The organism is Kocuria sp. BT304, assembly GCF_003290245.1.
GTDB classification, from domain to species: domain Bacteria; phylum Actinomycetota; class Actinomycetes; order Actinomycetales; family Micrococcaceae; genus Kocuria; species Kocuria rhizophila_A.
This window is the reverse complement of the sequence record NZ_CP030039.1, coordinates 1,983,732-2,005,173: the sequence shown is the minus strand read 5'-3', so window position 1 is coordinate 2,005,173 and position 21,442 is coordinate 1,983,732. Positions and strand designations below refer to the sequence as shown.

General features: G+C 66.2%; 22 protein-coding genes. 10 read left to right on the top strand and 12 right to left on the bottom strand.

The window, feature by feature from the left end:
• Positions 1 to 1,212: 1,212 nt before the first annotated feature.
• The 6 genes from DNL27_RS08890 to DNL27_RS08865 all read right to left on the bottom strand — a co-directional run bounded on the left by DNL27_RS08890 (position 1,213) and on the right by DNL27_RS08865 (position 6,414).
• A complete protein-coding gene (locus DNL27_RS08890; RefSeq protein ID WP_162627076.1) occupies positions 1,213 to 1,446 on the bottom strand; it encodes a hypothetical protein in 234 nt (77 codons plus the stop codon).
• Positions 1,447 to 1,474: 28 nt separating this feature from the next.
• Complete coding sequence (locus DNL27_RS08885; protein WP_112235316.1) at positions 1,475 to 2,221, bottom strand: class F sortase; 747 nt, start codon at positions 2,219 to 2,221, stop codon at positions 1,475 to 1,477.
• Positions 2,222 to 2,322: 101 nt separating this feature from the next.
• A complete protein-coding gene (locus DNL27_RS08880) occupies positions 2,323 to 3,132 on the bottom strand; it encodes a hypothetical protein (protein WP_112235315.1) in 810 nt (269 codons plus the stop codon).
• 7 nt (positions 3,133 to 3,139) lie between these two features.
• Positions 3,140 to 4,927 (bottom strand): hypothetical protein, encoded by a 1,788-nt coding sequence (locus DNL27_RS08875; protein ID WP_112235314.1) that lies wholly within the window; start codon positions 4,925 to 4,927, stop codon positions 3,140 to 3,142.
• 182 nt (positions 4,928 to 5,109) lie between these two features.
• A complete protein-coding gene (locus DNL27_RS08870) occupies positions 5,110 to 5,586 on the bottom strand; it encodes a hypothetical protein (protein WP_112235313.1) in 477 nt (158 codons plus the stop codon).
• A gap of 9 nt (positions 5,587 to 5,595) precedes the next feature.
• Positions 5,596 to 6,414 (bottom strand): tyrosine-type recombinase/integrase, encoded by an 819-nt coding sequence (locus DNL27_RS08865; protein WP_162627116.1) that lies wholly within the window; start codon positions 6,412 to 6,414, stop codon positions 5,596 to 5,598.
• A gap of 191 nt (positions 6,415 to 6,605) precedes the next feature.
• Between DNL27_RS08865 and DNL27_RS08860 the strand changes: the two genes are divergently transcribed.
• The 6 genes from DNL27_RS08860 (at position 6,606) to DNL27_RS12155 (ending at position 11,866) form a co-directional block, all read left to right on the top strand.
• Positions 6,606 to 6,959: a hypothetical protein gene (locus DNL27_RS08860; RefSeq protein WP_162627115.1), complete on the top strand. Its 354-nt coding sequence runs from the start codon at positions 6,606 to 6,608 to the stop codon at positions 6,957 to 6,959.
• 310 nt (positions 6,960 to 7,269) lie between these two features.
• A complete protein-coding gene (locus tag DNL27_RS08855; RefSeq protein WP_112235310.1) occupies positions 7,270 to 7,938 on the top strand; it encodes a hypothetical protein in 669 nt (222 codons plus the stop codon).
• A 106-nt stretch (positions 7,939 to 8,044) separates the two neighbouring features.
• Positions 8,045 to 8,188: a hypothetical protein gene (locus DNL27_RS08850; RefSeq protein ID WP_162627114.1), complete on the top strand. Its 144-nt coding sequence runs from the start codon at positions 8,045 to 8,047 to the stop codon at positions 8,186 to 8,188.
• Between the two features lie 196 nt (positions 8,189 to 8,384).
• Positions 8,385 to 8,987 carry a GNAT family N-acetyltransferase gene (locus DNL27_RS08845; RefSeq protein WP_162627113.1) on the top strand — a complete coding sequence of 201 codons (603 nt, stop codon included), beginning with the start codon at positions 8,385 to 8,387 and terminating at the stop codon, positions 8,985 to 8,987.
• 296 nt (positions 8,988 to 9,283) lie between these two features.
• Entirely contained in the window at positions 9,284 to 9,850 is a 567-nt protein-coding gene (locus DNL27_RS08840) for a recombinase family protein (protein WP_112235307.1), read from the top strand.
• Positions 9,851 to 11,242: 1,392 nt separating this feature from the next.
• Positions 11,243 to 11,866 carry a hypothetical protein gene (locus DNL27_RS12155; protein ID WP_162627112.1) on the top strand — a complete coding sequence of 208 codons (624 nt, stop codon included), beginning with the start codon at positions 11,243 to 11,245 and terminating at the stop codon, positions 11,864 to 11,866.
• A 300-nt stretch (positions 11,867 to 12,166) separates the two neighbouring features.
• Here DNL27_RS12155 and DNL27_RS08835 read toward each other — a convergent pair whose 3' ends face one another.
• The 3 genes from DNL27_RS08835 to DNL27_RS08830 all read right to left on the bottom strand — a co-directional run bounded on the left by DNL27_RS08835 (position 12,167) and on the right by DNL27_RS08830 (position 14,942).
• Positions 12,167 to 13,336: a DUF4192 family protein gene (locus DNL27_RS08835; protein WP_112235306.1), complete on the bottom strand. Its 1,170-nt coding sequence runs from the start codon at positions 13,334 to 13,336 to the stop codon at positions 12,167 to 12,169.
• Positions 13,333 to 13,455 carry a hypothetical protein gene (locus DNL27_RS12560; protein ID WP_255416971.1) on the bottom strand — a complete coding sequence of 41 codons (123 nt, stop codon included), beginning with the start codon at positions 13,453 to 13,455 and terminating at the stop codon, positions 13,333 to 13,335. The genes DNL27_RS08835 and DNL27_RS12560 overlap by 4 nt, the downstream gene beginning before the upstream one ends.
• Before the next feature lie 155 nt (positions 13,456 to 13,610).
• Positions 13,611 to 14,942 carry an ISL3-like element ISPfr3 family transposase gene (locus tag DNL27_RS08830; RefSeq protein ID WP_087137594.1) on the bottom strand — a complete coding sequence of 444 codons (1,332 nt, stop codon included), beginning with the start codon at positions 14,940 to 14,942 and terminating at the stop codon, positions 13,611 to 13,613.
• A 108-nt stretch (positions 14,943 to 15,050) separates the two neighbouring features.
• Here DNL27_RS08830 and DNL27_RS08825 point away from each other — a divergent pair, with 108 nt between their 5' ends.
• Both DNL27_RS08825 and DNL27_RS08820 read left to right on the top strand, forming a co-directional pair.
• A complete protein-coding gene (locus tag DNL27_RS08825) occupies positions 15,051 to 16,388 on the top strand; it encodes an ISL3-like element ISPfr3 family transposase (protein ID WP_112235784.1) in 1,338 nt (445 codons plus the stop codon).
• Between the two features lie 334 nt (positions 16,389 to 16,722).
• Positions 16,723 to 18,054 carry an ISL3-like element ISPfr3 family transposase gene (locus DNL27_RS08820; protein WP_087137594.1) on the top strand — a complete coding sequence of 444 codons (1,332 nt, stop codon included), beginning with the start codon at positions 16,723 to 16,725 and terminating at the stop codon, positions 18,052 to 18,054.
• A 97-nt stretch (positions 18,055 to 18,151) separates the two neighbouring features.
• On the opposite strand, the gene DNL27_RS12555 is transcribed toward DNL27_RS08820, so the two are convergent.
• Complete coding sequence (locus tag DNL27_RS12555) at positions 18,152 to 18,277, bottom strand: hypothetical protein (protein ID WP_255416970.1); 126 nt, start codon at positions 18,275 to 18,277, stop codon at positions 18,152 to 18,154.
• A 334-nt stretch (positions 18,278 to 18,611) separates the two neighbouring features.
• Here DNL27_RS12555 and DNL27_RS08815 point away from each other — a divergent pair, with 334 nt between their 5' ends.
• Positions 18,612 to 19,163, top strand: coding sequence for a hypothetical protein (locus DNL27_RS08815; RefSeq protein WP_112235305.1), 552 nt, complete (start codon positions 18,612 to 18,614; stop codon positions 19,161 to 19,163).
• A gap of 1 nt (position 19,164) precedes the next feature.
• On the opposite strand, the gene DNL27_RS08810 is transcribed toward DNL27_RS08815, so the two are convergent.
• On the bottom strand, positions 19,165 to 19,674 hold the full coding sequence (locus DNL27_RS08810) for a hypothetical protein (RefSeq protein ID WP_112235304.1): 510 nt from the start codon (positions 19,672 to 19,674) through the stop codon (positions 19,165 to 19,167).
• 72 nt (positions 19,675 to 19,746) lie between these two features.
• The gene (locus tag DNL27_RS12465) at positions 19,747 to 20,877 is read right to left on the bottom strand and encodes a hypothetical protein (RefSeq protein WP_239494315.1); all 1,131 of its coding nucleotides are present in this window, start codon (positions 20,875 to 20,877) and stop codon (positions 19,747 to 19,749) included.
• Positions 20,878 to 21,084: 207 nt separating this feature from the next.
• Here DNL27_RS12465 and DNL27_RS12460 point away from each other — a divergent pair, with 207 nt between their 5' ends.
• Positions 21,085 to 21,294: a hypothetical protein gene (locus DNL27_RS12460; protein WP_239494313.1), complete on the top strand. Its 210-nt coding sequence runs from the start codon at positions 21,085 to 21,087 to the stop codon at positions 21,292 to 21,294.
• The last annotated feature ends 148 nt before the right edge of the window (positions 21,295 to 21,442 follow it).

Genomic DNA, 21,442 nt, shown 5'->3' with positions numbered 1-21,442 from the left:
GTCAGAAACCGCGACATTTGTCGCGGGGGTGCATTTCAATGCCACAAGTGTGATCAGAGTTGGTTCTCTTTCCGTGGGCTGGGGTTCTACTCCTTGCTGGTGGTGCTCTTCGTCGTCTGGTGAGCTGCTGGTGGTGTTCGTGTGCTGGTGCTGCTTCCTGTGTGCTGGTGGCTGCTGAGGTTGCTGTCCTGCTGGTGATTTCTGCTCCTCGTGGTGGGGCTGGGAGGGTGTACGTCATCGGTGTCCTGCGCGGTTGGAGGGTGTCGAGGGATGGGGTCTGGTGGACGGGGAAGTGGTGGCGGTCTGGCCGCCACCACGAGGAAGCCGTCCACGGGCGGCGATCGCCGACGGTGACCTTGCGTGCGGGAGGTGCCTTGCCGCCTGTGGTCGGGTGGGCTCTTTGGGTCCCGGCGTCCACATGTGTGCGGCAAAAGCAGCGGAGCGGGGGGAGCTTTTGCCGTGCACATGTGGGCGCGGGGCACACCAGGGTGACCCCACGGAAACCCCGGGTGCGGAAGCCGCTGCCGGAAGCGGAACTGTGCCCGGGGACCACGCTTCCGCTTCCGGCAGGAGGAGAGTTCCGGGCGGCAGTGCTTCCGGAAGCACTGCCGGGCTTCCGGAAGCGACGTTGCCGCCGGGGTGATCCCTCCGGCAACGGCAACGCGGCAGCGGAAGTGGCCGCGTGCGGAACTGCCGGGTGCCCACCGTGTCCGGAAGCCGTCCACGGGCGGCGATCGCGGGAGGTGACCTTACGCGCGGGAGGTGCCTTGCCGCCTGTGGTCGGGTGGGCTCTTTGGGTCCCGGCGTCCACATGTGTGCGGCAAAAGCAGCGGAGCGGGGGGGAGCTTTTGCCGTGCACATGTGGGCGCGGGGCACACCAACTCAGCCACCCGGAAAGCACGGAGCTTCACCGTGGCTTCCGGAACCGGCAACGCGCACGGAAGGTGTTCGAGGCGTCACGGGCCGGAAGCGCTGCCGGGCTTCCGGCCAGTGCTTCCGCACGCGCCGGCTGCGTGCCGGCGCCTACAGGCGTACGGCGGCGACGTCGTCGCCGCCACCTGCTCTTGCCTGCGGAACGCAACCACAGCACTACCGGTGCCAAGGCACCACAGTGGGTAGGCGTCGAAGCGGAAACGGAAGCGGAAACGGAAGCGCCCCGGCACCGGTAGATCCGGTGGCGGGGCGCGCGGCCGCGTGGAGGTCGGTGGTGGACTACGTGCGGGGGTCCACGGTGGTGGGTGGCTCAGGGATCGGACGTCGTGGCGCACCGCCCTTGGGCGCGGGCGTCTGGTTCCACTCCCGCAGCGTCTGCTCGGTCCACCCGCGGACCTTGCCGATCAGCGCGTCCGGGACGGGCTGGGGCCGACGTTGCAGGAACGTGGTCTTCGTGATCCCGAGGAAGGCTGCGGCCTCGGTGACGGAGTAGAACCGTTGAGTCATAGTCATCATATCCAGGGTATGGGATGGGTCGGGGTCAGGAGGTCGCTGCCGGGACGGCGGTGACGATGAGGTTGTTGGCGTAGTGGAACTGGAAGGTGCCCCCGGCATCGGCCACGGAAGGACCGGAGCAGGTCACCAGGTAGAGGGTGCGGGGACCGTCCGCGCGGAAGAGCTTCTTCGTCCACTGCGATGCGGTGCCGTTCTCGGAGGTGAGCTCGTCCTGGGACACGGAGGTCAGCCCGGTGATCACGTAGGAGTGGGTGGTGCCGGTCTCGTCGGCGACGTCGAGGCGTTGGCAGGGGGTGACCTCGTGGAGGTGTCCCCAGGGGGAGAGTTCGCCGCCCTCGGGGGTGAGCGCGCCGGGGGCCCAGTCCACGTGCCCGGCAAGGACTGTGGCACCGCGGGTGGCGTCCAGGGGCATGGAGGGCTGGTAGCGGATGCCCTCGGGGGCGTCCGGTAGCTGTGGTGAGGTGCCGTGGGTATCGGTGTGCCAGGGCGCGGTGAGGTTCCGCTCGGGCACGGACCACGTCCCCGGATCCAGCTTCGCGGGCTTCGTGTGTTCGGCGCGGCAGGTGGTGCCGGCGTAGGTCTTCTCGGGTGCCGGTGCTTGCTTCTCGTTCTGGGTGTTCTGCTCGATGTGGTTGTCCGGGTCTGCCTCAGCAGTGGAGGTGGAGGCAGGAGCGAACTGCAGATAGCCGGCCAGGGCGAGGAGGCAGACGCCGAGGGCGAAGGTCATCCAGGTGATCCAGATGGACTTGGTGGAGCGTCGGGGGCCGGTCATCGTGAGTCCTTTCGGAAGCGGAAGTAAGGCCGGGCGCGGAAACCGTGGTTTCCGCGCCCGGTGTCCTGCGGGGTGGCAGCGGCAATCGTGCCGCGACGGGGTTAGTTGCCGGTGCGACGCCGGAAGGACCGGATGACCGGAACGGACATCAGGGTCACCGCGGCACCACCCAGGGCCAGTGCCGCGGGATCGAACGCGGCAGGATCACCGGCAATCCCGGCGTTGCCGGTGCGGAACCCATCGGTGGGGGCCGGAACCGCTGCGCTCTGCTGCGCGGGTGCCGTTGCCGTTGCCGCTGGAGCCGGCTGCGCGGGGACCGCAGCGGAAGCGGCCGTTGCCGGTGCCGGGTCGGCTGCGGCAGCGTTTCCGGCAGAGGCCGGGGCGACCACAGGCTGGGCCGGCGCGGGGGTGACGGGCGCGGCAGGCGGTGCCGGTGCCACGGGTGCCACCGGCTGCGTGGGCTGGACCGGCTCCACGGGCAGGGACGGCTGGACCGGCTCCACCGGCTCCGGGGCCGGGGGCTGGACCGGGGCGGGATCGACCGGGCCGATCGGCAGGGACGGCTCGGGGACCGGCTGCGGATCCGGGGTGCCGGGATCGGGGACGACCGGCGCCGGGTCGGAGGGGTCCGGGTTGGGCACCGGGTCCACCGGGTCGGGTTCCGGCTGCGGGTCCGGGTCAGGCTGCGGGTCCGGGTCCGGGGTCGGCTCGGGGTCCGGGGCGATGGGGTCCTCCGGGTCCGGAACCGGAGGGGTGGGCACCACGATGGGGTCCTCCGGGTCCGCGGGCGTGTTCTCGGCCGCGTGGGCCGGGGCGATCGTTCCGAGGGTGACCGCCAGGCCTGCGGCCATGATCGGCCAGGTGCGCGAGGTGGTGCGCGGTGCGAGGTGGCGTGGGGTGTGACGTGCCATGAGAGATCTATCCTTCCGTGATCTTCTTCGTGGTGGTGACGGCCAGGTGGCCGTCGCTGACGAGCAGCAGGTGCTGCTCATCAAGTTCGGTGATGGTGACTCCCGCTGCGGCGGGGACCGTGGTGCCGTGAGCCGTGATGGTGGCATCGGCCAGGGCGAAGCTGTTGGACGCCGGTTGCGGTGCCTTCTCCTGGCCCGTGGGCAGGGGGTGGGCCGTGGAGTTGGTGAGGTCCACGAGGGTCTTGCCGATCACGACGGCGTCGCCGGTGAAGGTCATGCGCCGGGCGTCGTCCTTGCCCGCCCGCGGCACGTTCGTGGTGGAGACCACGGCCCCGGTCTCGGGGTTGTGGGTGGCCAGGACGTCGTTCTTGGCGTTGGTGGACCACAGCACGGCGACGTCGCCCTCCGAAGTAGGGCCGATCCAGGAGGTCACCTTCGTGCCCTTGGCGGGGGTGGCTAGTTTCCGGTCGGAGACCACGGAGCCGTTGGCGTGGGCGCGGATGACGCGCCCGCCGTCTCGGGACGAGGCCCACACGGCGGTGTCCTGGCCAGCTTGGGCGATGTAGGCCAGGCCCTTTTCCGGGCGGTGCATGGTGGTCTGGGCGGCGGCCGCGGTGGTGACGGTGATGCTCTCGTCGTCGTTGCCGGTGCTTGCGGCGATCGTGCCGGCGCGGTGGATCAGTGACTCGCCCTTGGCCAGCTTCTTCACGTCGTGGCACGTGTAGCTGCTCTCCTGGTTGGGTGAGCACACGGCCGGGACGGTGTCCTTGCCGGCGGTGAGGTAGAACGCATCGTCGCCGAGGGGGTAGATGGTGCGCTGGGCCATCAGCGTCTCGTGCTCGGAGACCGTGTGCCCGTCGTGGGCGTCGATGAAGGCCACACCGGTGGCGGTGGCCGCGGCGATCACGGATCGGTTCATGGTCACCGCCGCGGAGGGCTCAGCGGCTACGGCTTGTCCCCAGGCAGGCTGGGCCTGAGCGTCGTCGGGCGTCTCCGGCGCGGGGCGTAGCACGAGGGCTGCGGCCAGGGCGATGGAGAGAAGAAGACCAACGGCGACGGCCACCACGGTGATCTTGACGCGATTGGACGCCTTCGGCGTCTCGGTGTCCTCGGCGGAGTCGACCTGGTTGATGAGGTCGGTGAGGAAGAAGCCCTCATCGGGGCCTGCCTTTTCCTCCGGCTCGGGCTCTGACTCGGGGTCTTCTTCGACTCCGGCTTCGGGCTCGATCGCGGCCACGTCTTCGGGGTCCTCGGCCGGTGCCTCATCGAGGGGTACGGCGTCGGTGGCGGGGATCAGGGGCGTGGGCTGGTTCAGGAGCAACTGGGAGACCTCGGGTTCCAGGGGCTCTTCGTCCTTGTGCTCTGGCTGCTCGTCGGGCACGAAACGCTCGGTGAGCGCACCGTGGGGGTGTGCGCCGTTGATCTCCACGGCGATAGGGCTGTTGGTGGCCTCCGACAGCGCGGTGATGCGCGCGGTGGCGTTGCTGAGCTCAGCGAAGCGGGCGGTGCCGTGTTCGGGGATCGTGAGCACCCAGTCGTGCAGGGTGATGGTGGCACCCTGGTCCTGGGTGTCTGCGGCGTCGAGGAGCTGCTCGTGCTCGTCAACGGTGTAGGTCGCGTTGACCACCGGTTCCGGGTCGTGCATCACCACGGAGACCGGTTGGTGGTGGATTCGCGCCTGGTTGGCCAGGACCGTGCGGACCCGGGACCAGTCGGGGCAGTCGATGGTGGTGCCGTCGACGGTGAGGCGTAAGCGGGTGGGGTGCAGTGTGAGTTTCTGCTCCTCGGCATCCATCTAGACCAGACCCCCTGTCTCCGTAGTTGTCATACCTGGGTTCACGGAATGTGTTGCCGTAGCGGCGGGGGAGCATAAGTCAGCTGCGGTGATCCTGGGGACAGAAGAAGGGCCGGCGCTCTGGGGTGAGTGCCGGCCCTTCGGGGTTCTCTGGGGAGAGAGTTTGGGGGGTAGCCGTAATCCTAGTACGGGTTCTCGGAGCCGTCACCGTCATCCAGGGCAGTGCTGACGAGTTCTTCGAGGTCCTCCGAAGCGGCACGGGAGTTGTCCATCCACCACCCGGCGTAGGTGATGGAGCGGGCAGGAGTGAGGATCCGGGCGTCGAACTCTTCCTCGGTCATCGCGGGATCTTCACCCTCGGTGAGGTCGGAGTGGGCTTCGATGATGAGGTCGTTGCGGAAGATCGGCGCCCATGCGAGTTGAGCGTCGCTGCCCTCGAGCTCAGGCAGCTCCAGCTTCTTGGCGTTGCCCGCGGCGACGTCGAGCCGTTCGAGGCGCCGGTCGTCCTTGTGCTCCGTCTTCCAGCAATCCGTGCATTCGCCCTTGCGCGCGAGCCACTTGGCGAATGACGCACGCTTACCGGCGGGGCGGTCGCTGAGGTCGCGGGTCTCGGTGTGCCCGCACGTGAAGGTGATCTCGTATTGGGTCTGCACAGCCATGGTCGTGTCTCACTTCCGGTCTTGGTGGGGGGACATATCTGTCTTTGCCTCCTGCGGGGCGGTCGGTAAGTCGATGGCGGGCAGGGTCTGCACCGCGTGGGCGAGTACCTGGTCGGTGAGACCGACGTAGGTCTGGGTGGTGACCACGTTGGCGTGGCCCAGCAGCTCTTGGACGGCGCGGATGTCCCGGGTGGCGTCGTAGGTGCGGGTAGCGAACCAGTGCCGCAGCTGGTGGGCGGTGTAGCCGGAGCCGAGCAGACGCGCGATCCGGCGGCCGATGTAGTCCGGGCTGCGATGCGGTGCCCGCGGGGAGGGAAAGAAGTAGCCGGTGCTGCGCAGCGCCAGCAGCGGTTCCAGCTGGGGGTGGATGGGGACTTTCCGCACGCGTGCACCCTTGCCCGTGATGGTCAGCCAGCGCAGCTCCACTGCGGAGGTGTGCAGCGAGGCGATCTCGTGGCGTCGCAGCCCGGCGTAGGCCGGGAGCATGAGCATCAGGGTCGATTCGATGTCGGGTGCGGCCGCCAGCGCGCGACGGAGCACCGCGTCGGGGGTGGGGCGTGCCCGGTAGCAGGGCGCGGGCACGCTGAGCAGGCACACGGTGGGGTTGGTGGTGCGGTGGTTGTAGAGGGCCATCCAGGTGAAGAACCGGCGGATGGAGGCCAGTGCAGATTTCCGGGTGGCCGGCTTCCAACATCCTTGGGCCATCCAGGCGGTGATCTGCTGCTCGGTGATCGTGGTGGGGGAGGCAGCGCCGGTGGATTCGGCCAGCCGTCGGAGCCAGTACAGACGCAAGGTGATGGTGGATTCCGAGCGGGATGCTGCCCGCATCCATGCTGAGAATCCGGTGAGAGCTGTGGTCCAGCTGATGGGGGGTGGTGTTTCTTCGTGCATATCACCTGAGCGTGCCAGGTGTTTCAAATGAAACACGTGAAGGCGAGCACCGAGTGACTGATGGCCGGGCCGAGTGAGGGGCAAGACCAGGGGGAAGAGGAACGAGCTCGCAGAAGAGGGTGGGGACCGTGAACGTGGTGGGCGTGGTGTTCGGTGTGGCGTCGGTGGTCGTGATGCTCGCTACCTGGTGGGGGAGCCCTTCGGTGCTCAGACGCCTCGTGGACGCGGGGCGGTCGGAGCGCACCGCGCGGATGCTGCTCCGGGTGGGGCATCTCCTTCTCGGGCTGACGGGCTTTGGTCTGGGTGTGGTCATCGCTTCCGGGGTGGACTTCAACGAGGCCCAGGCGATCGTGTTCCCAGTCGGAGCAAGCCTGATGTGGTTGGGGTTCGCGCTGCTCATGCCTCTGGCTGGAATCAAGCGTGGAGCAGTGTCGGCTGGGGCCCGCCTGTGGAAGGACTTCCAGCGCGGAACGCTGGAGTAGCGGTGTACCGCTTCACGCGGGGCATGTATCGAGGCGTGGTACATCACCTGGGAGAAGCACCCGGAGTGGGACGTCGAGTAGCGCACCGGGCTCCGACCCCAACGATGACCACTAAGAGCGGCAATTAGAGTGGTTAGGTATGTGAGATAAAAGCCTACTGATAATATAGAAAAGTTTGGCCATTTGGCTATTGACAAACTAGGGGGCGTTCTGTATATCCGCCTCCATTAGTGGTGAATGCTTGCCACTTTCCTGGTGTTAATGGCATTCTGGGATTGTCCTGGTAGTCCTAGACATTAAGGAGCGAGTCATGAAGCGTGTATACACCTACCCGACAGGAATTGCCCTCGCCGCCGCGGTGGCTCTGGGCTCGTTGCCAGCAGCCCACGCGCAGCCAGCCCCGGCTGAGCAGGCCTCGGCAGCGGCGGTCTCGCAGACGCTGTCGGCGGATGCTGCGTCCGGCAATGCGAACGTCACCTCCGTCGAGGGGCTGGACGAAAAGCTGATTGCCAAGTACGACCCCTACGTCACCGTCGATGCTCAGGGGGCATACACGCTGAACCTGCCTGCGGGCCAGGACTTCCCGGCCTCCGAGGTGCAGCTGGTGAAGAAGGCGATCTCTCAGGCCAACGCGGAGCAGAAGCAGGCGATGGATTCTGGCGCTGCGACCCGGGCTGCTGATGGGCAGGTCAGTGCCCAGGCCTCCCACGGCGGGTTCAAGGCGCACTGGTGGGGGGTGGAGCTGTGGCTGGACAACTACGCAGTGGGGCAGGCTCAGAAGATCCTCACTGCTGGGGCTGGAGTCAGCGCCCTGGCTGCGGCAATCGCGTCCTGGACCGGTGTGGGCGGCGGCGTGGCTGGTGTCGTTGCCGGAGCATTCGCGGCAGCCGGAGGCATCGCCGGACTGTGCAACTGGAATGACAAAGGGATCTCCATCAAGAAGCCCCACGTGGGTCCCGTGGTGTGCTGGCCCCGGTAGTCCCTGACCCATCTGTCCGCCCGTGATGGGTCGACCTTTTGGAAAGGTTTCTGACATGAAGATCGGATACCCCATAGCCGTTGTTCTGGCTCTGCTTGGTTTGGCGGTGCTCTTGACGAGCGGTTTCGGGGCTGTGGGCAACCCCGTTCCCCTGGCCCTGTCGCTGATCGTGGGGTCGCTGGTGGCCACCCTGTGGCAGCGCCACCAGGACCATCGAAATCAACCCCACGAGCAGCGGCACAAGTCCTGAGCTCGGCGTGGTGACCCCGAGGTAGTCAATCAGTGACCAGCCTGCCTGTTCCGGTGGTGCCCGGCGCGCCCGTACTGCATACTGCAGACAGATAGCGCCGGGCGCCACCGGAACAAACATTCTCGGGCGCGCTTTGGTGATCCCGCGCTCACGACTCGGGGCCATCTACGGTTGCTCAATGGATAGGAGAACGAGCATGGTCATCACCTACGGCATCATCGACGAGCACCGTCAGAATCGCGCCCGCTGGCTGGCTGACAAGGAAATTCACATGGTCAAGGCCAGGGGCATTGGCCGTTGGGATGATGCTGAGCACCGCGCTGCGCGTGCGTTCATGCGCGAGCAGGGTGCCGAGCTTCCCGCAGACTTCTGGTTCGGTGCATGGAATGGGCGTGAGCTGATCGGCGTCGTCCACTCGGCACCTCCCATGGGCAACGGATCCTGGTTGATTCCTCGCGTATCTCCAGACGCTCGCCTACCGACAGCGTTTACCGCAGAGGGGCTTGTCAGCTACTTCATGGGTAACGTGCTGCTTGAAGAGATTGCCGTTGACCCTGGATACCGGGGCCAGGGGATCGGGAGGCGCCTTTTTGAGGCGGCGTTGAAAGAGGCGCAGAGCCGGTCCGTGCGAAACTTTTGCGCCGCGGCCACCTCCGACGGAGCAGCCGAGTTCTTGCGTTCGGTGGGCATGGATATCCAACCAGCGGGGGACCCCCTTCATCCGTCTCACGCGGATGGGCTGAAAACCAGCATGAGGCGCGAGTGGGCACACGTTCGATGGGCGACGGCTACCCCATAAGCGACCAGCGCCCCGAGCAACTACGAGAGGCTGCGTCCTTGCCTTGGCTGCGGGGGTACCAAGGGCATCATTGTGGATCAGTCCCGGCACTGACAAGAGTGGCCGGGGCTGATTCATGTGTCAAGCAATGGTGGCCTACTGCCTGTCTGTTGACAGATGGATCCTCGACGCAGATTTTTGACACTTCCAGCGCCTCTCGGGGCCTCCGGCTGGTTCCGTGTGAGACTGTCAAGGGATCGACCGATTTACTACACATCGACCAGCATCGGGTCGGCAAGACGCAGGGAGATGCCACGGTGAGGATTGGCTACGCGCGGGTCAGCACTCGTGACCAGGAAGGGTCCCTGGCGGGGCAGGACGCCGCGTTGGCGGCCGCGGGCTGCTCCAAGGTGTTCCACGACCGGATCAGTGGAACTCGGGCCGAGCGGCCCGGGCTGGCTGAGGCGTTGGGCTACCTGCGTGATCGTAAGGACGTCCTCGTGGTCGCGCGGTTGGACCGGCTGGGCAGGTCGTTGCCGGATGCGCTGCGCACGGTGAGGGAGCTCGCTGATCGGGGGATCGGATTGGAGGCCCTGGATGTGCAGCTGGACACCTCCACGGCGTCGGGGAAAATGATGCTGACGTTGTTGCTGACCCTGGCCGAGTGGGAATGGGACTTGCTGCGGGAACGCACGATAGAGGGGGTGGCCCGGGCACGCGCAGCCGGCCGACACCCGGGCCCGAAGCCGAAGCTCGACGAGGAACGCACCGCGGCAGTGCGCGCCGCGGTGGCCGGCGGTCAACCTGTAGCGGCCGTGGCGCGCGCGTTCGGAGTCAGCCGACCCACGGTCTACAAGGCGCTGAACTCGGTGAAGGAACACTAGATCAGGGCGAGGAGAGCGCGCCGGTGTGAATGATGACTTACGGTGGGCAGCTGAAGGCTGCAGCGTGCTCCGGAAGTCTCCTGCCAACACCTACCGCCCCCGGCGACCTCGGAAGTACCGTCCGGGCGAAAGGGGCTGATGAGTAGAAAATAGAGTTGGTGACACGGGAGTACTAGACCTAGGGCGGGGTCGTGACCTATCCTGAAGGTCCTCGTGATGTGAGCTTGATCACGGCCACCTATGAAAGGTCGTCCGGATGTTTCTCTCAAAAAGGCTGCAAACCCGTCTCTTCACCGCTTTAGTTGCCGGTGCGTTATTGGCCGGAGTGTCTAGTCCCGCAAGTGCCGCGGCTAGTGCAACTGATCCTGCTCATGCAAAGCCTGTCGACCAGTCGGAGGCCACCCTGACTGCACCGCCCGCTCCTGCCGCGTCGAACGGCATGGCTACCGCTGCGGGCGTGGCTACGGTTGTGAAGGCCTCCGCTTGTACCGGCCAAACGATGAACGTCCACAAAAGCCAGGGGTTTGCATCCGTCCATGCGCGCACATCATGCCCGACGCCCGGGAATAACAAGAACGTGTCCACAAGCCTAGGTTACATAGGTTGGTTTGGTGAGCGTTACGCTCTGTCGCACGGCGGTAAGAATGGCAATGGCAAGACGGTGGAAACATTTGCAAAGTCGGTTTGCTCGGGCAAGGGATGGCAGACTTGGCGTTCTAGCTCCACTCACCGTGTAACTATTGGTAGCACCGTCTATCTTGCACGTACTGGCGATGACTCTCGCTTCAACTGCTAATTGCCAGGTGAGGCGGTTCGCTGCGACCCTCGTGGTCGCGGCAGCCTCTCTCGCGCTCGTGGGGTGCGGGGCCGAAGCCCCGTTGACGGAGGACCAAACTTTAGGATCTGGACAGACGCAGGAATTGACGGCATACACGCCGCCGCCAATGCGACCACCATCCGCATGGGTCGGTAACTTGTTATTAAAACCGACTATGACCCAATGGCGCATCGATGGTAGGTACGCGCAATCTGACATATCGCATGAGGATGCCCTGCCGGTAAACGACTTACCGATACGCGACCAGGATTCCGTTACGATACGTATTGACGCCGCAAACCCTGGTACTGAGGTCAAGGTACGTTTATTCGATCAGTTGGCCAGCAATGGATATCCGTTATCCGGAAACACCGGCGATGAATACGACTGCACCCGCGCTGTAACAAGTCCATGCAGTATGAGCCTGGAGGAAGACGGGAACACTTTGGTTACAATTCGCGCCACTGACCCGGGAAGGGTTCGTATGTTCGTGATCCAGGCGTTCTACCCATCATTGGAGGCTGTCGACGTACGCTCCAATATTACTGATTACTCTATAAGTTGGGCAGTGCGCAATGAAGGGTAGTAGTCGGGTAGCCCGGGATCTGACACCTTCGACTCTTGCCGGAAAGAATTTGGCACACTATCGCCTGTTGTTGCCGTTGTATAACGAGGAGGATGACGTCTATAGTCGGTGGTCGGCGTTTCTTCCCAGTGCGGTGGAATCGATAGAGCCATTGCGGAATATTGATCTTTACGGATTGCGATATTCCGTGTCAGAGGTGGGAAAAGACATGGATGGCTGGGATTCGGCCCGAGGTCGCGTATCAAAAATATTTGCAAAATCCTTTCGAGAGGCTCTCGAAGAATTCGTTCCTTCCCGTGCCACTTGGACCCTGCGGCGCTGGCTCGGGTATCGGCACGATCTGCCAGACGCTACTCCTGTGATTATAGGTGATCTGAGCTATTCGCAGGAGATCCTGAAGTTTGATCACATGGAGGAGAGCATCAATGAATTGGGTATGCCGGAATACATGTTTGACTCGACGCGTCAATTTGGGTGGGGTGCCCCGTTGTTTCCTGACTGGGGTGTCGCGACAATGTCGGTAGCCAACTATATTCGACACTTTGCCCCCCGGGGATTTGAAACATTCTCCGTTCCGTCTAATGCCCCACTCCCCGATAATTTAGGAGACTAAACGCGTATTGGCAGGAGGTAGTTGGCTGTGGCTGCAGCTTAGTCATAAGCTGCTATGAACGCCGTCATGACCGACTTACCGGATGGCTGTAATTCGGTCATGGAGGCGGGTCTTGAGAAGGTGGGACTGAACGTTGAGGCTGACGTGACAGATCAATCGGCTGACCAGGGCATTCTTGCCCAAAAGCACTGCTGGGATGACGCGTAGAGTGGGGGGTGCTCACATTCTCCTAGGGCCAGGACGGCCAGCGCCCCTGGTCACCACAAGCCTGGGTCCAGGGGCGCTGTCCTTATTGGAGGGTCATCTCATGCTGGGACCGTCAGGCCGTGGCGCGGGCGGACCCTGCTCGTGACCGGGAATCTGCGGCGGGGTCTGCGGGCGCTGTCCATCCCCCTGGGGAGAGGCATCCGGCGTCGCTGAGGCCGCACGCTCAGCTCCGGCAGCGGGGTGGAGCTGCTGCGTGCCGCGGCGCCATTCCATGTCCTTGACGCCTCCGAGGTCTCTCTCTGTGGCTCGTTCGGCGGCTCGTGCGACCTGCTGCTGGAACTTCTTGAACTCCGGCAGCGTGCTCGCGAGGATGTGCACGATCTTGGCGTCGGCGAACCCGGGGCCCTCGGGATCGAGCTGGGTGCTCACGGCCCGCAGCGCCTGGCTGTTGCCGTACTGGGCGTAGTGGGTGATCGCGGCGAGGCCGGCGATGGACTGCTGGTACTCCGGTGGTGCCTGCACGTAGAGCTGGCGCAGCGTGTCTGCCATCGCTGGGGTTGGTGCGGTGCAGGCTTCCATCATCAGCCGGTCCGAGACCCAATGATCGGTGGAGGAGTTGATCAGTCCCGCGAGCCTTCGCTGGTCGTCTAGCACGTAAGGGGAGGTTCCTTCGGAGAGCGTACGTGCGAGCTTCACTGCTTCCTCAGCTCGTTCCGTGGGCGGGAACTTTTCCAGGCGCTCAGCGATCGGTTCGGGCAGCACGTCGTAGCCCGGCACAGGGTCCGGGTGCCACTCGCGGTCCTTCATGGTGCGTGAGAGCGACGGGGTGGGCCTGCCGAGCGCGGTCATCTCCGCAGACACGTCGGGGAGGGGGCCGCAGTCGACTTTGCCCCCGTCGGGGGTGATCATCTGCACGTGGGATCCGTCGTAGTGCAGCGGGATCGTGTCAGCGTCGATCGCCAGGGCGTCCTTGAAGGCCTCGGCCGCCTGCGTGGCGAGCAGATCCCCGTTGTCTCCGTAGCCGATGGTGAAGGCCAGCGGCTGGCCGTGGAACTCGTTGACGATCCGTCGTGCGGTGTCGCGCACGGCGTCCTCGAGGCCGGGGCCGAGGTCGTCGCAGGGGAACATGACGGTGGGGCCTGTCGTGGCGCTGCGGCCCTGGTCGCGGTCGAGGGTGACGAGCACGACGTCGTTGTGGCCGAGCTCGTAGCCAACCAGCCAAGGGGCGAGGGCCGCGATGTCGGCGGGGGTTTCCATCTTCATCCCGAGATCAGCCCTTCACCAACGGTGAGACCTTCCGGGGCGGTCGAGATGATCTCGACGCCGCGGAGGTTCCCGGTGTCGCTCTCGATCAGTTCAACGAGCATGTCGATGAAATCCATGTCCATCACGTCCTTTCGTTGTCGGTGGTTCTTGCTCTTCTCCTTTACGCTACGGAGCTGCCCCGCTCCGCGCGCGTCACAACCGGAGGTTGTGGATATCGGGTCACCAGCGGGGCTTCCGATCAGACGCGAGCCAGTGTGCGGGGTAAACGGGCTCATCCGAATCCAGGGTGTAGTCGGGGTCTGAACCCGCCGGTCTCGAGCAGGGATCTGGCGATGTAGTTGGTCAGGTTGCGGAACCCCAGCGCCGAGCCGCGCAGGTGCTCGAGCCTGCCGTTGATCGCCTCGGTGGGCCCGTTGGAGGTGCTGGGCCGGTCGAAGTAGGCCAGGACGTCGGCGGCGCGCTTCTTCAGCGTCCTGCCGAGCTTGGTGATCTCGACCAGGGCCTTGGGGACGCCGGTGCTGATCGAGTCGATGAGCCGGGCCATCAGCTCGCGGCCGTGGCGCCGGTTCTCGTGGCGGTAGGCGGCGATCATGCGCTGGTAGACGCTCCAGGTGACCTCGACCTCGACGTGGGCGTCGTCGGCGAACAGGGTGTCCAGTCGGTCCTTCTGCTTGTCGTTGAGCAGGTCGGCGCCGGTGGACAGGGTCCGGCGGGCGGCATAGAGCGGGTCGCCCTTGCGGCCGCGGTGCCCACAGATGGCCTGCTGAACTCGCCGTCGGCACTCATCGAGCGCCTCGCCAGCGAGGCGCGTGACGTGGAAGGGATCTAGCACGGTCACCACGTCGGGCAGTTCCTCGACGGCGGCGGTCTTGAACCCGGTGAAGCCGTCCATCGCGACCACCTCCACGCCGTCGCGCCACTCCTGCGGGCGGTCGGCCAGCCAGGTCTTGAACGCCTGCTTGGAGCGTCCTTCGACCATGTCCAGCAGCCGTGCCGGGCCGGTGCCATCTCGCACTGGGGTGAGGTCGATGATCACGGTGACGTACCTGTCGCCGCGACGGGTGTGCCTCCACACGTGCTCATCGACCCCGACGACCTTCACCCCCTCGAAGCGGTGCTCCTCGTCGATCAGCACCCGCTTGCCCTCGGCCATAACGGCGTCGTTGGCGGTGTCCCAGGCCACCCCGAGCCCCTCGGCGACCCGAGCCACGGTCAGGTGCTGGACCACGATCCCTTCCAGCGCCCACCGCAGAGCGCGCCGAGACAACTTGGCCCGGGGCTCGGCCGCGGCGGTGGTGTCCTGGCGCCACACATACCCGCAGCCGCTGCAGCGGTAACGGCGCACGACGACCTCCAGCGTCGTGGGCCGCCAGCCCAGTGGTTCGTGGGCAAGCCGTCGGACCACGGTGTCACGTGGTCTCCCTTCGCAGCCGCAGCGCCGGCACCACTGGTCGGGCTCGACCACCTGACAGGCCAATACGGCACGATCCGGCTCGAGTCGCTGCCCGGTGACAACGAGGCCGAGTTCGTCGAGGCGGCAGAAGGCAGTCAGGTCGGGGCTGGCGAACGCATCAGCGCGCCCGCCGACGGTAGCGTCGTGCACGTCGAGGTCTTTCGGGCTGAGTGTGTAGGAGCTCTCATCCTCGGGAGACCTCGACCTCTATCCGGCCACCGACGCGCCGGCCCGCCGCGCGACGTGCGCTACACCCTCATCTGGGAAGAGCCCGCTACCGTCGGCGGGCGCGCTGATGCGTTCGCCAGCCCCGACCTGACTGCCTTCTGCCGCCTCGACGAACTCGGCCTCGTTGTCACCGGGCAGCGACTCGAGCCGGATCGTGCCGTATTGGCCTGTCAGGTGGTCGAGCCCGACCAGTGGTGCCGGCGCTGCGGCTGCGAAGGGAGACCACGTGACACCGTGGTCCGACGGCTTGCCCACGAACCACTGGGCTGGCGGCCCACGACGCTGGAGGTCGTCGTGCGCCGTTACCGCTGCAGCGGCTGCGGGTATGTGTGGCGCCAGGACACCACCGCCGCGGCCGAGCCCCGGGCCAAGTTGTCTCGGCGCGCTCTGCGGTGGGCGCTGGAAGGGATCGTGGTCCAGCACCTGACCGTGGCTCGGGTCGCCGAGGGGCTCGGGGTGGCCTGGGACACCGCCAACGACGCCGTTATGGCCGAGGGCAAGCGGGTGCTGATCGACGAGGAGCACCGCTTCGAGGGGGTGAAGGTCGTCGGGGTCGATGAGCACGTGTGGAGGCACACCCGTCGCGGCGACAGGTACGTCACCGTGATCATCGACCTCACCCCAGTGCGAGATGGCACCGGCCCGGCACGGCTGCTGGACATGGTCGAAGGACGCTCCAAGCAGGCGTTCAAGACCTGGCTGGCCGACCGCCCGCAGGAGTGGCGCGACGGCGTGGAGGTGGTCGCGATGGACGGCTTCACCGGGTTCAAGACCGCCGCCGTCGAGGAACTGCCCGACGTGGTGACCGTGCTAGATCCCTTCCACGTCACGCGCCTCGCTGGCGAGGCGCTCGATGAGTGCCGACGGCGAGTTCAGCAGGCCATCTGTGGGCACCGCGGCCGCAAGGGCGACCCGCTCTATGCCGCCCGCCGGACCCTGTCCACCGGCGCCGACCTGCTCAACGACAAGCAGAAGGACCGACTGGACACCCTGTTCGCCGACGACGCCCACGTCGAGGTCGAGGTCACCTGGAGCGTCTACCAGCGCATGATCGCCGCCTACCGCCACGAGAACCGGCGCCACGGCCGCGAGCTGATGGCCCGGCTCATCGACTCGATCAGCACCGGCGTCCCCAAGGCCCTGGTCGAGATCACCAAGCTCGGCAGGACGCTGAAGAAGCGCGCCGCCGACGTCCTGGCCTACTTCGACCGGCCCAGCACCTCCAACGGGCCCACCGAGGCGATCAACGGCAGGCTCGAGCACCTGCGCGGCTCGGCGCTGGGGTTCCGCAACCTGACCAACTACATCGCCAGATCCCTGCTCGAGACCGGCGGGTTCAGACCCCGACTACACCCTGGATTCGGATGAGCCGGTAAACGTCGCTGAGCTCGAAGGGCCCACGCACACGTCCGCGCGCCGGGCCTGATCATGCGCGAGCGGCACAGGCTTCTGCGGGCGAGCTCAGCGGATAATCGAAGGGTTACTGGTTCGAGTCCAGTCGGGGGAGCTACAAAACAGCCCCTCGCCAGAAAAACACCGGTGAGGGGCTGTTTCATACCCGGCTGCGGGCACGGATAGGGGGCTCTTCCCAGATGAGGGTGTAGCGCACGTCGCGCGGCGGGCCGGCGCGTCGGTGGCCGGATAGAGGTCGAGGTCTCCCGAGGATGAGAGCTCCTACACACTCAGCCCGAAAGACCTCGACGTGCACGACGCTACCGTCGGCGGGCGCGCTGATGCGTTCGCCAGCCCCGACCTGACTGCCTTCTGCCGCCTCGACGAACTCGGCCTCGTTGTCACCGGGCAGCGACTCGAGCCGGATCGTGCCGTATTGGCCTGTCAGGTGGTCGAGCCCGACCAGTGGTGCCGGCGCTGCGGCTGCGAAGGGAGACCACGTGACACCGTGGTCCGACGGCTTGCCCACGAACCACTGGGCTGGCGGCCCACGACGCTGGAGGTCGTCGTGCGCCGTTACCGCTGCAGCGGCTGCGGGTATGTGTGGCGCCAGGACACCACCGCCGCGGCCGAGCCCCGGGCCAAGTTGTCTCGGCGCGCTCTGCGGTGGGCGCTGGAAGGGATCGTGGTCCAGCACCTGACCGTGGCTCGGGTCGCCGAGGGGCTCGGGGTGGCCTGGGACACCGCCAACGACGCCGTTATGGCCGAGGGCAAGCGGGTGCTGATCGACGAGGAGCACCGCTTCGAGGGGGTGAAGGTCGTCGGGGTCGATGAGCACGTGTGGAGGCACACCCGTCGCGGCGACAGGTACGTCACCGTGATCATCGACCTCACCCCAGTGCGAGATGGCACCGGCCCGGCACGGCTGCTGGACATGGTCGAAGGACGCTCCAAGCAGGCGTTCAAGACCTGGCTGGCCGACCGCCCGCAGGAGTGGCGCGACGGCGTGGAGGTGGTCGCGATGGACGGCTTCACCGGGTTCAAGACCGCCGCCGTCGAGGAACTGCCCGACGTGGTGACCGTGCTAGATCCCTTCCACGTCACGCGCCTCGCTGGCGAGGCGCTCGATGAGTGCCGACGGCGAGTTCAGCAGGCCATCTGTGGGCACCGCGGCCGCAAGGGCGACCCGCTCTATGCCGCCCGCCGGACCCTGTCCACCGGCGCCGACCTGCTCAACGACAAGCAGAAGGACCGACTGGACACCCTGTTCGCCGACGACGCCCACGTCGAGGTCGAGGTCACCTGGAGCGTCTACCAGCGCATGATCGCCGCCTACCGCCACGAGAACCGGCGCCACGGCCGCGAGCTGATGGCCCGGCTCATCGACTCGATCAGCACCGGCGTCCCCAAGGCCCTGGTCGAGATCACCAAGCTCGGCAGGACGCTGAAGAAGCGCGCCGCCGACGTCCTGGCCTACTTCGACCGGCCCAGCACCTCCAACGGGCCCACCGAGGCGATCAACGGCAGGCTCGAGCACCTGCGCGGCTCGGCGCTGGGGTTCCGCAACCTGACCAACTACATCGCCAGATCCCTGCTCGAGACCGGCGGGTTCAGACCCCGACTACACCCTGGATTCGGATGAGCCGGATAGGGCACGGTTTGCCCTTCTTTCACAGGCTTCAGAGCAACAGGCGGATGCTGTGGGGATTGGGCAACGGCGTCGGGTCTAGCCCGAGTTCCTAACGTAGGCTCGCGCGCAGAGCTATCAGCAGCGGATCCAGCTCTGCGCCCCTTTCCGCGGCGAAGATCACCATGAAGGCGCGGGCGGCCCCGATCTCGGTGCGCTGTCCCAGCAGCAGCATCACTTCGCTGAGTGCGGCCTCGAGATCAGCTGCCTGTTCGGGGGTGAGGTTGCATTTGCGGTTGGAGGCCGCGGACAGGCGCTGATAGGCGGAGATCAGATGTTCGACCCGCCGGACCCGCTATTCGTTGCGTGCATCCCGTGCCAGCGCGGTCCGATGGACAACCAGGCCGCCGACCGCGGCCCCCACGATGGCGGAGAAGAAGGGCACGAGGGCTGCGAGCCAGGTCCAAGACATAACCCCATTTTCACTCCGCCGCGGCGGTGGATGCCGCCGACACACCAGCCCAGAGAACACACCTGCAGCCCGAAGTCGGGGTCATGGGAGTATGCGCCTTATGGATGGAGTCGCCTCGTGGAGTCCGCAGATCTGGGCCGCGGTGATCGCCGCAGCCGCCGTGGTGGCGTCCGCCGTCACCACGACTGTGCTGAACTACGTGGCCGGGCTGCGCCGGGACCACACCGTGGAGGAACGGCAGCGGGAGGGTGAACGCCGGCACGCGGTGCAGGAGGCGGCCGTGGACCTGATTGAAGCGGGATTGGACATGGTGTCGGCGTTATCCGCGCAATACCACCATGAGGCCGAGGTGGGGCGCCTCAAGCGCACGAAGGACGTCCGCTCCGCCCAAGAGGCTCGGGTGCTCGAGCAATCCACACCGGAGCAACTGCGGCTTAATACCGAACAGGCCGCCGCGGCGAACCGGAAGATGAACCGCGTCGTCATCGAGTTCCGCCTGCTGGCACCAGGGCTCGTTATACCGGCGCGAGAACTGCAGGACCTCGCACTGTCCTCCGACAACGCGGCGAAGCAGAAGGATCGCCTCACGGTCTACGATGAGGCGTCAGACATCTTCGCGCGCCGGGTCCAGGCGCACCTCGAGAAGTCCTGACCTACTCCGGACCCGCGATGCCGAGGGCGTTCCGCGCCCGGTCCGCGTAGCGCCACGCCGAGACGGTGGAGAGCACCAGCAGTACGATCACGGCACCGGCCTGGAGGGCCAGCGCAACATCCCAGGAGGCGTCGAGGAGGGTGACCACGGGCGCAGCGACAGCGGTGGCGGCTGTGGCCGCCACGAGCCACCGGCCGCCGAGACGCCACAGGACGAGTGCGGAGTCACGCAGGCGAGGGCTGAAACCTACCCTCGCGACGAGGATCCGGCGCGGGTGGACAGACAAGACGAAGAACCCCAGCAGCAGCCAACCCAGCGGCTGCGCCACCACTAGGGAGGCGAGGGTGGCCGTAAGCCAGAAGGCCCAGCTGAGCCATCGGGCGAGGCCGACGAGCAGGCCGCCGGCGGGTGCCAGGCGCGGCCCGTCGTAGCGGAAGGTCCCCAGAGGGACGGCGGCAAGGAACAGGACCGGCAGGTAGCCGGGACCACGCGGCTGGACGGTGGACGACATGGGCGCTCCCAAGGAGTCGGAGAAGGGGTGTCGCCGTCCGTACGTAGTCAGAAAGGGTACGAAGCGCCCGTATTATGAGGGCTGGCTCTTCACGACAGGTGCGAGATCGTGCCACCAGTTAAGCAAGGCTCCTCGGGCAACGTACTCGAAGGTGTGCAGCAACATCGGCATCTCTTTCGCCATCCATGAGCTGCCCTTGGCCGCTGCGGACATGCCCACAGGCACCTCACTGGGCTGTCCGTCCGGTCCCTGCATGGGTTTGTCGAGCATCGGGTGGGGAAATGGCCGGCCGTCGTGCAACGCCCGGGAGCGGTGGTCGTAGATGATCCCCAGGTGTTTGCGCAAGCGCGTCCAGTCCAGGCCGAAGGCGGGGCGCGGTTGCGGCGCGCGTGGGGCGAAGTTTTCCACGAAACCCAAGAACTTTCGGGTGGCACTAGATTGCCGCACCATAAGTTCCTCGACCTTTTGCTTAGTCTCTTCCGGCGCTCCGTCCAGCGCCTCCCACAGGCGGGGCTGGAGCTCCTCCAAGGTGCTGAGAGGCTGCTGCCCCGCCTCGTTGCGGCGGGCGGCCGCGGCTTCCACGGCTCCCACCATCTGCAGCCAGGCAAAGTTCGTGTCCTCGTTGGCCCACCACAAGGCGTTGGCGTACAGTCGCGCTGCTCGGGCAAGGGCGGAGGCATCCTCAGAACCCAGATGGGGGAAGGTCGAGAGCAGGTCCGAGGCGTCCGCGAACTCGACCTGCCGGACCACGTTGGGCAGGACTTCCAGACCCGGCGGCCCGGGTCGACTGAGGTGCTGCCGGTCCAGCTCCATCGGGTAGCCGGCGGGGTCGTCGTCGGTCAAGCCCCACACCCGGACCGTGCCTCCGGCACGGCACCGCACGCCCAACGCCAAGGAGAGCAGCGCGGCGAGTTCATCGGACACCGTGCCGCCGTGGTAGCCGCTAGAGTCCGCCGGGAGCAGCTTGCCGGTCGTGTGGTCGATGAGACCCGGCTCCAAGGACCTGCGCATCTCACATCGGAGCACCAGGGCCACTGGCATGGGGGCGGTGCTCGCGAAGGTCGGCAAGATGGTGTACGGCCCCAACTCGAGCCTCTCGCCGAGAAAGCGAGCATCAGAATAAATAGCGTCCTCGTAACGGGCAGGTATCTCCGTCGTTGGCTGGAGGCTAGCCCGCCAGTTGCGCCACGCATGCGTTCCCATACCGTCATTGTTTCCGACACAGCCTTCACCGTGAACTCATGTACCTCAGTGTGTCTGGGGTACCAGCGACCAACTCCAGTACGGTTCAGCAACATGGCGACTAAGAAAGCTGCGGGCGGCCTGCCCTCCTCGGGGGCAGGCTCACCCCCAGAGAACCGGGCAAGGCAACGGCCGAGGGCTGCGTCAGGGGGACTGCAGCCCAAGGTCATGGGCACGGCACTGAGCCTGCACGGCGTGGTGATCATCGCGGCCCTGGCCATCGGCGCCCACGAGGGCGGGGTGGCCGGTGCGCTGCTGGCGGTCCCCCTCACGGCGGTACTCTGGGCCAGCTTCAAGACCTTCCGGGACATGCGCGACGGCGTCCCGGGCAAGTTGCCCGCAGAGGATGACGAGGCGGCACCGGCCGTGCATGCCTGACCCAGCACCGTCGTCCCTCCCACCGCATGGCCGCGCGCCGGGGCGCGCGATCACCCCACTCATCTCACCTGGTGAACCGCCCGCCTGTGAAGATGCCCCGAATCTCCCCACCCCCTAGGGTTGAGGCCCGCATCACAGGCAGTGGAGG

Excerpts from the sequence above, each read along its gene's own strand:
- DNL27_RS08890 (WP_162627076.1), bottom strand. The coding sequence starts at position 1,446 with ATGACTATGACTCAACGGTTCTACTCCGTCACCGAGGCCGCAGCCTTC.
- DNL27_RS08885 (WP_112235316.1), bottom strand. The coding sequence starts at position 2,221 with ATGACCGGCCCCCGACGCTCCACCAAGTCCATCTGGATCACCTGGATG.
- DNL27_RS08880 (WP_112235315.1), bottom strand. The coding sequence starts at position 3,132 with ATGGCACGTCACACCCCACGCCACCTCGCACCGCGCACCACCTCGCGC.
- DNL27_RS08875 (WP_112235314.1), bottom strand. The coding sequence starts at position 4,927 with ATGGATGCCGAGGAGCAGAAACTCACACTGCACCCCACCCGCTTACGC.
- DNL27_RS08870 (WP_112235313.1), bottom strand. The coding sequence starts at position 5,586 with ATGGCTGTGCAGACCCAATACGAGATCACCTTCACGTGCGGGCACACC.
- DNL27_RS08865 (WP_162627116.1), bottom strand. The coding sequence starts at position 6,414 with ATGCGGGCAGCATCCCGCTCGGAATCCACCATCACCTTGCGTCTGTAC.
- DNL27_RS08855 (WP_112235310.1), top strand. The coding sequence starts at position 7,270 with ATGAAGCGTGTATACACCTACCCGACAGGAATTGCCCTCGCCGCCGCG.
- DNL27_RS08845 (WP_162627113.1), top strand. The coding sequence starts at position 8,385 with ATGGTCATCACCTACGGCATCATCGACGAGCACCGTCAGAATCGCGCC.
- DNL27_RS12155 (WP_162627112.1), top strand. The coding sequence starts at position 11,243 with ATGAAGGGTAGTAGTCGGGTAGCCCGGGATCTGACACCTTCGACTCTT.
- DNL27_RS08835 (WP_112235306.1), bottom strand. The coding sequence starts at position 13,336 with ATGAAGATGGAAACCCCCGCCGACATCGCGGCCCTCGCCCCTTGGCTG.
- DNL27_RS12560 (WP_255416971.1), bottom strand. The coding sequence starts at position 13,455 with ATGGATTTCATCGACATGCTCGTTGAACTGATCGAGAGCGACACCGGG.
- DNL27_RS08815 (WP_112235305.1), top strand. The coding sequence starts at position 18,612 with ATGGATGGAGTCGCCTCGTGGAGTCCGCAGATCTGGGCCGCGGTGATC.
- DNL27_RS08810 (WP_112235304.1), bottom strand. The coding sequence starts at position 19,674 with ATGTCGTCCACCGTCCAGCCGCGTGGTCCCGGCTACCTGCCGGTCCTG.
- DNL27_RS12465 (WP_239494315.1), bottom strand. The coding sequence starts at position 20,877 with ATGGGAACGCATGCGTGGCGCAACTGGCGGGCTAGCCTCCAGCCAACG.
- DNL27_RS12460 (WP_239494313.1), top strand. The coding sequence starts at position 21,085 with ATGGGCACGGCACTGAGCCTGCACGGCGTGGTGATCATCGCGGCCCTG.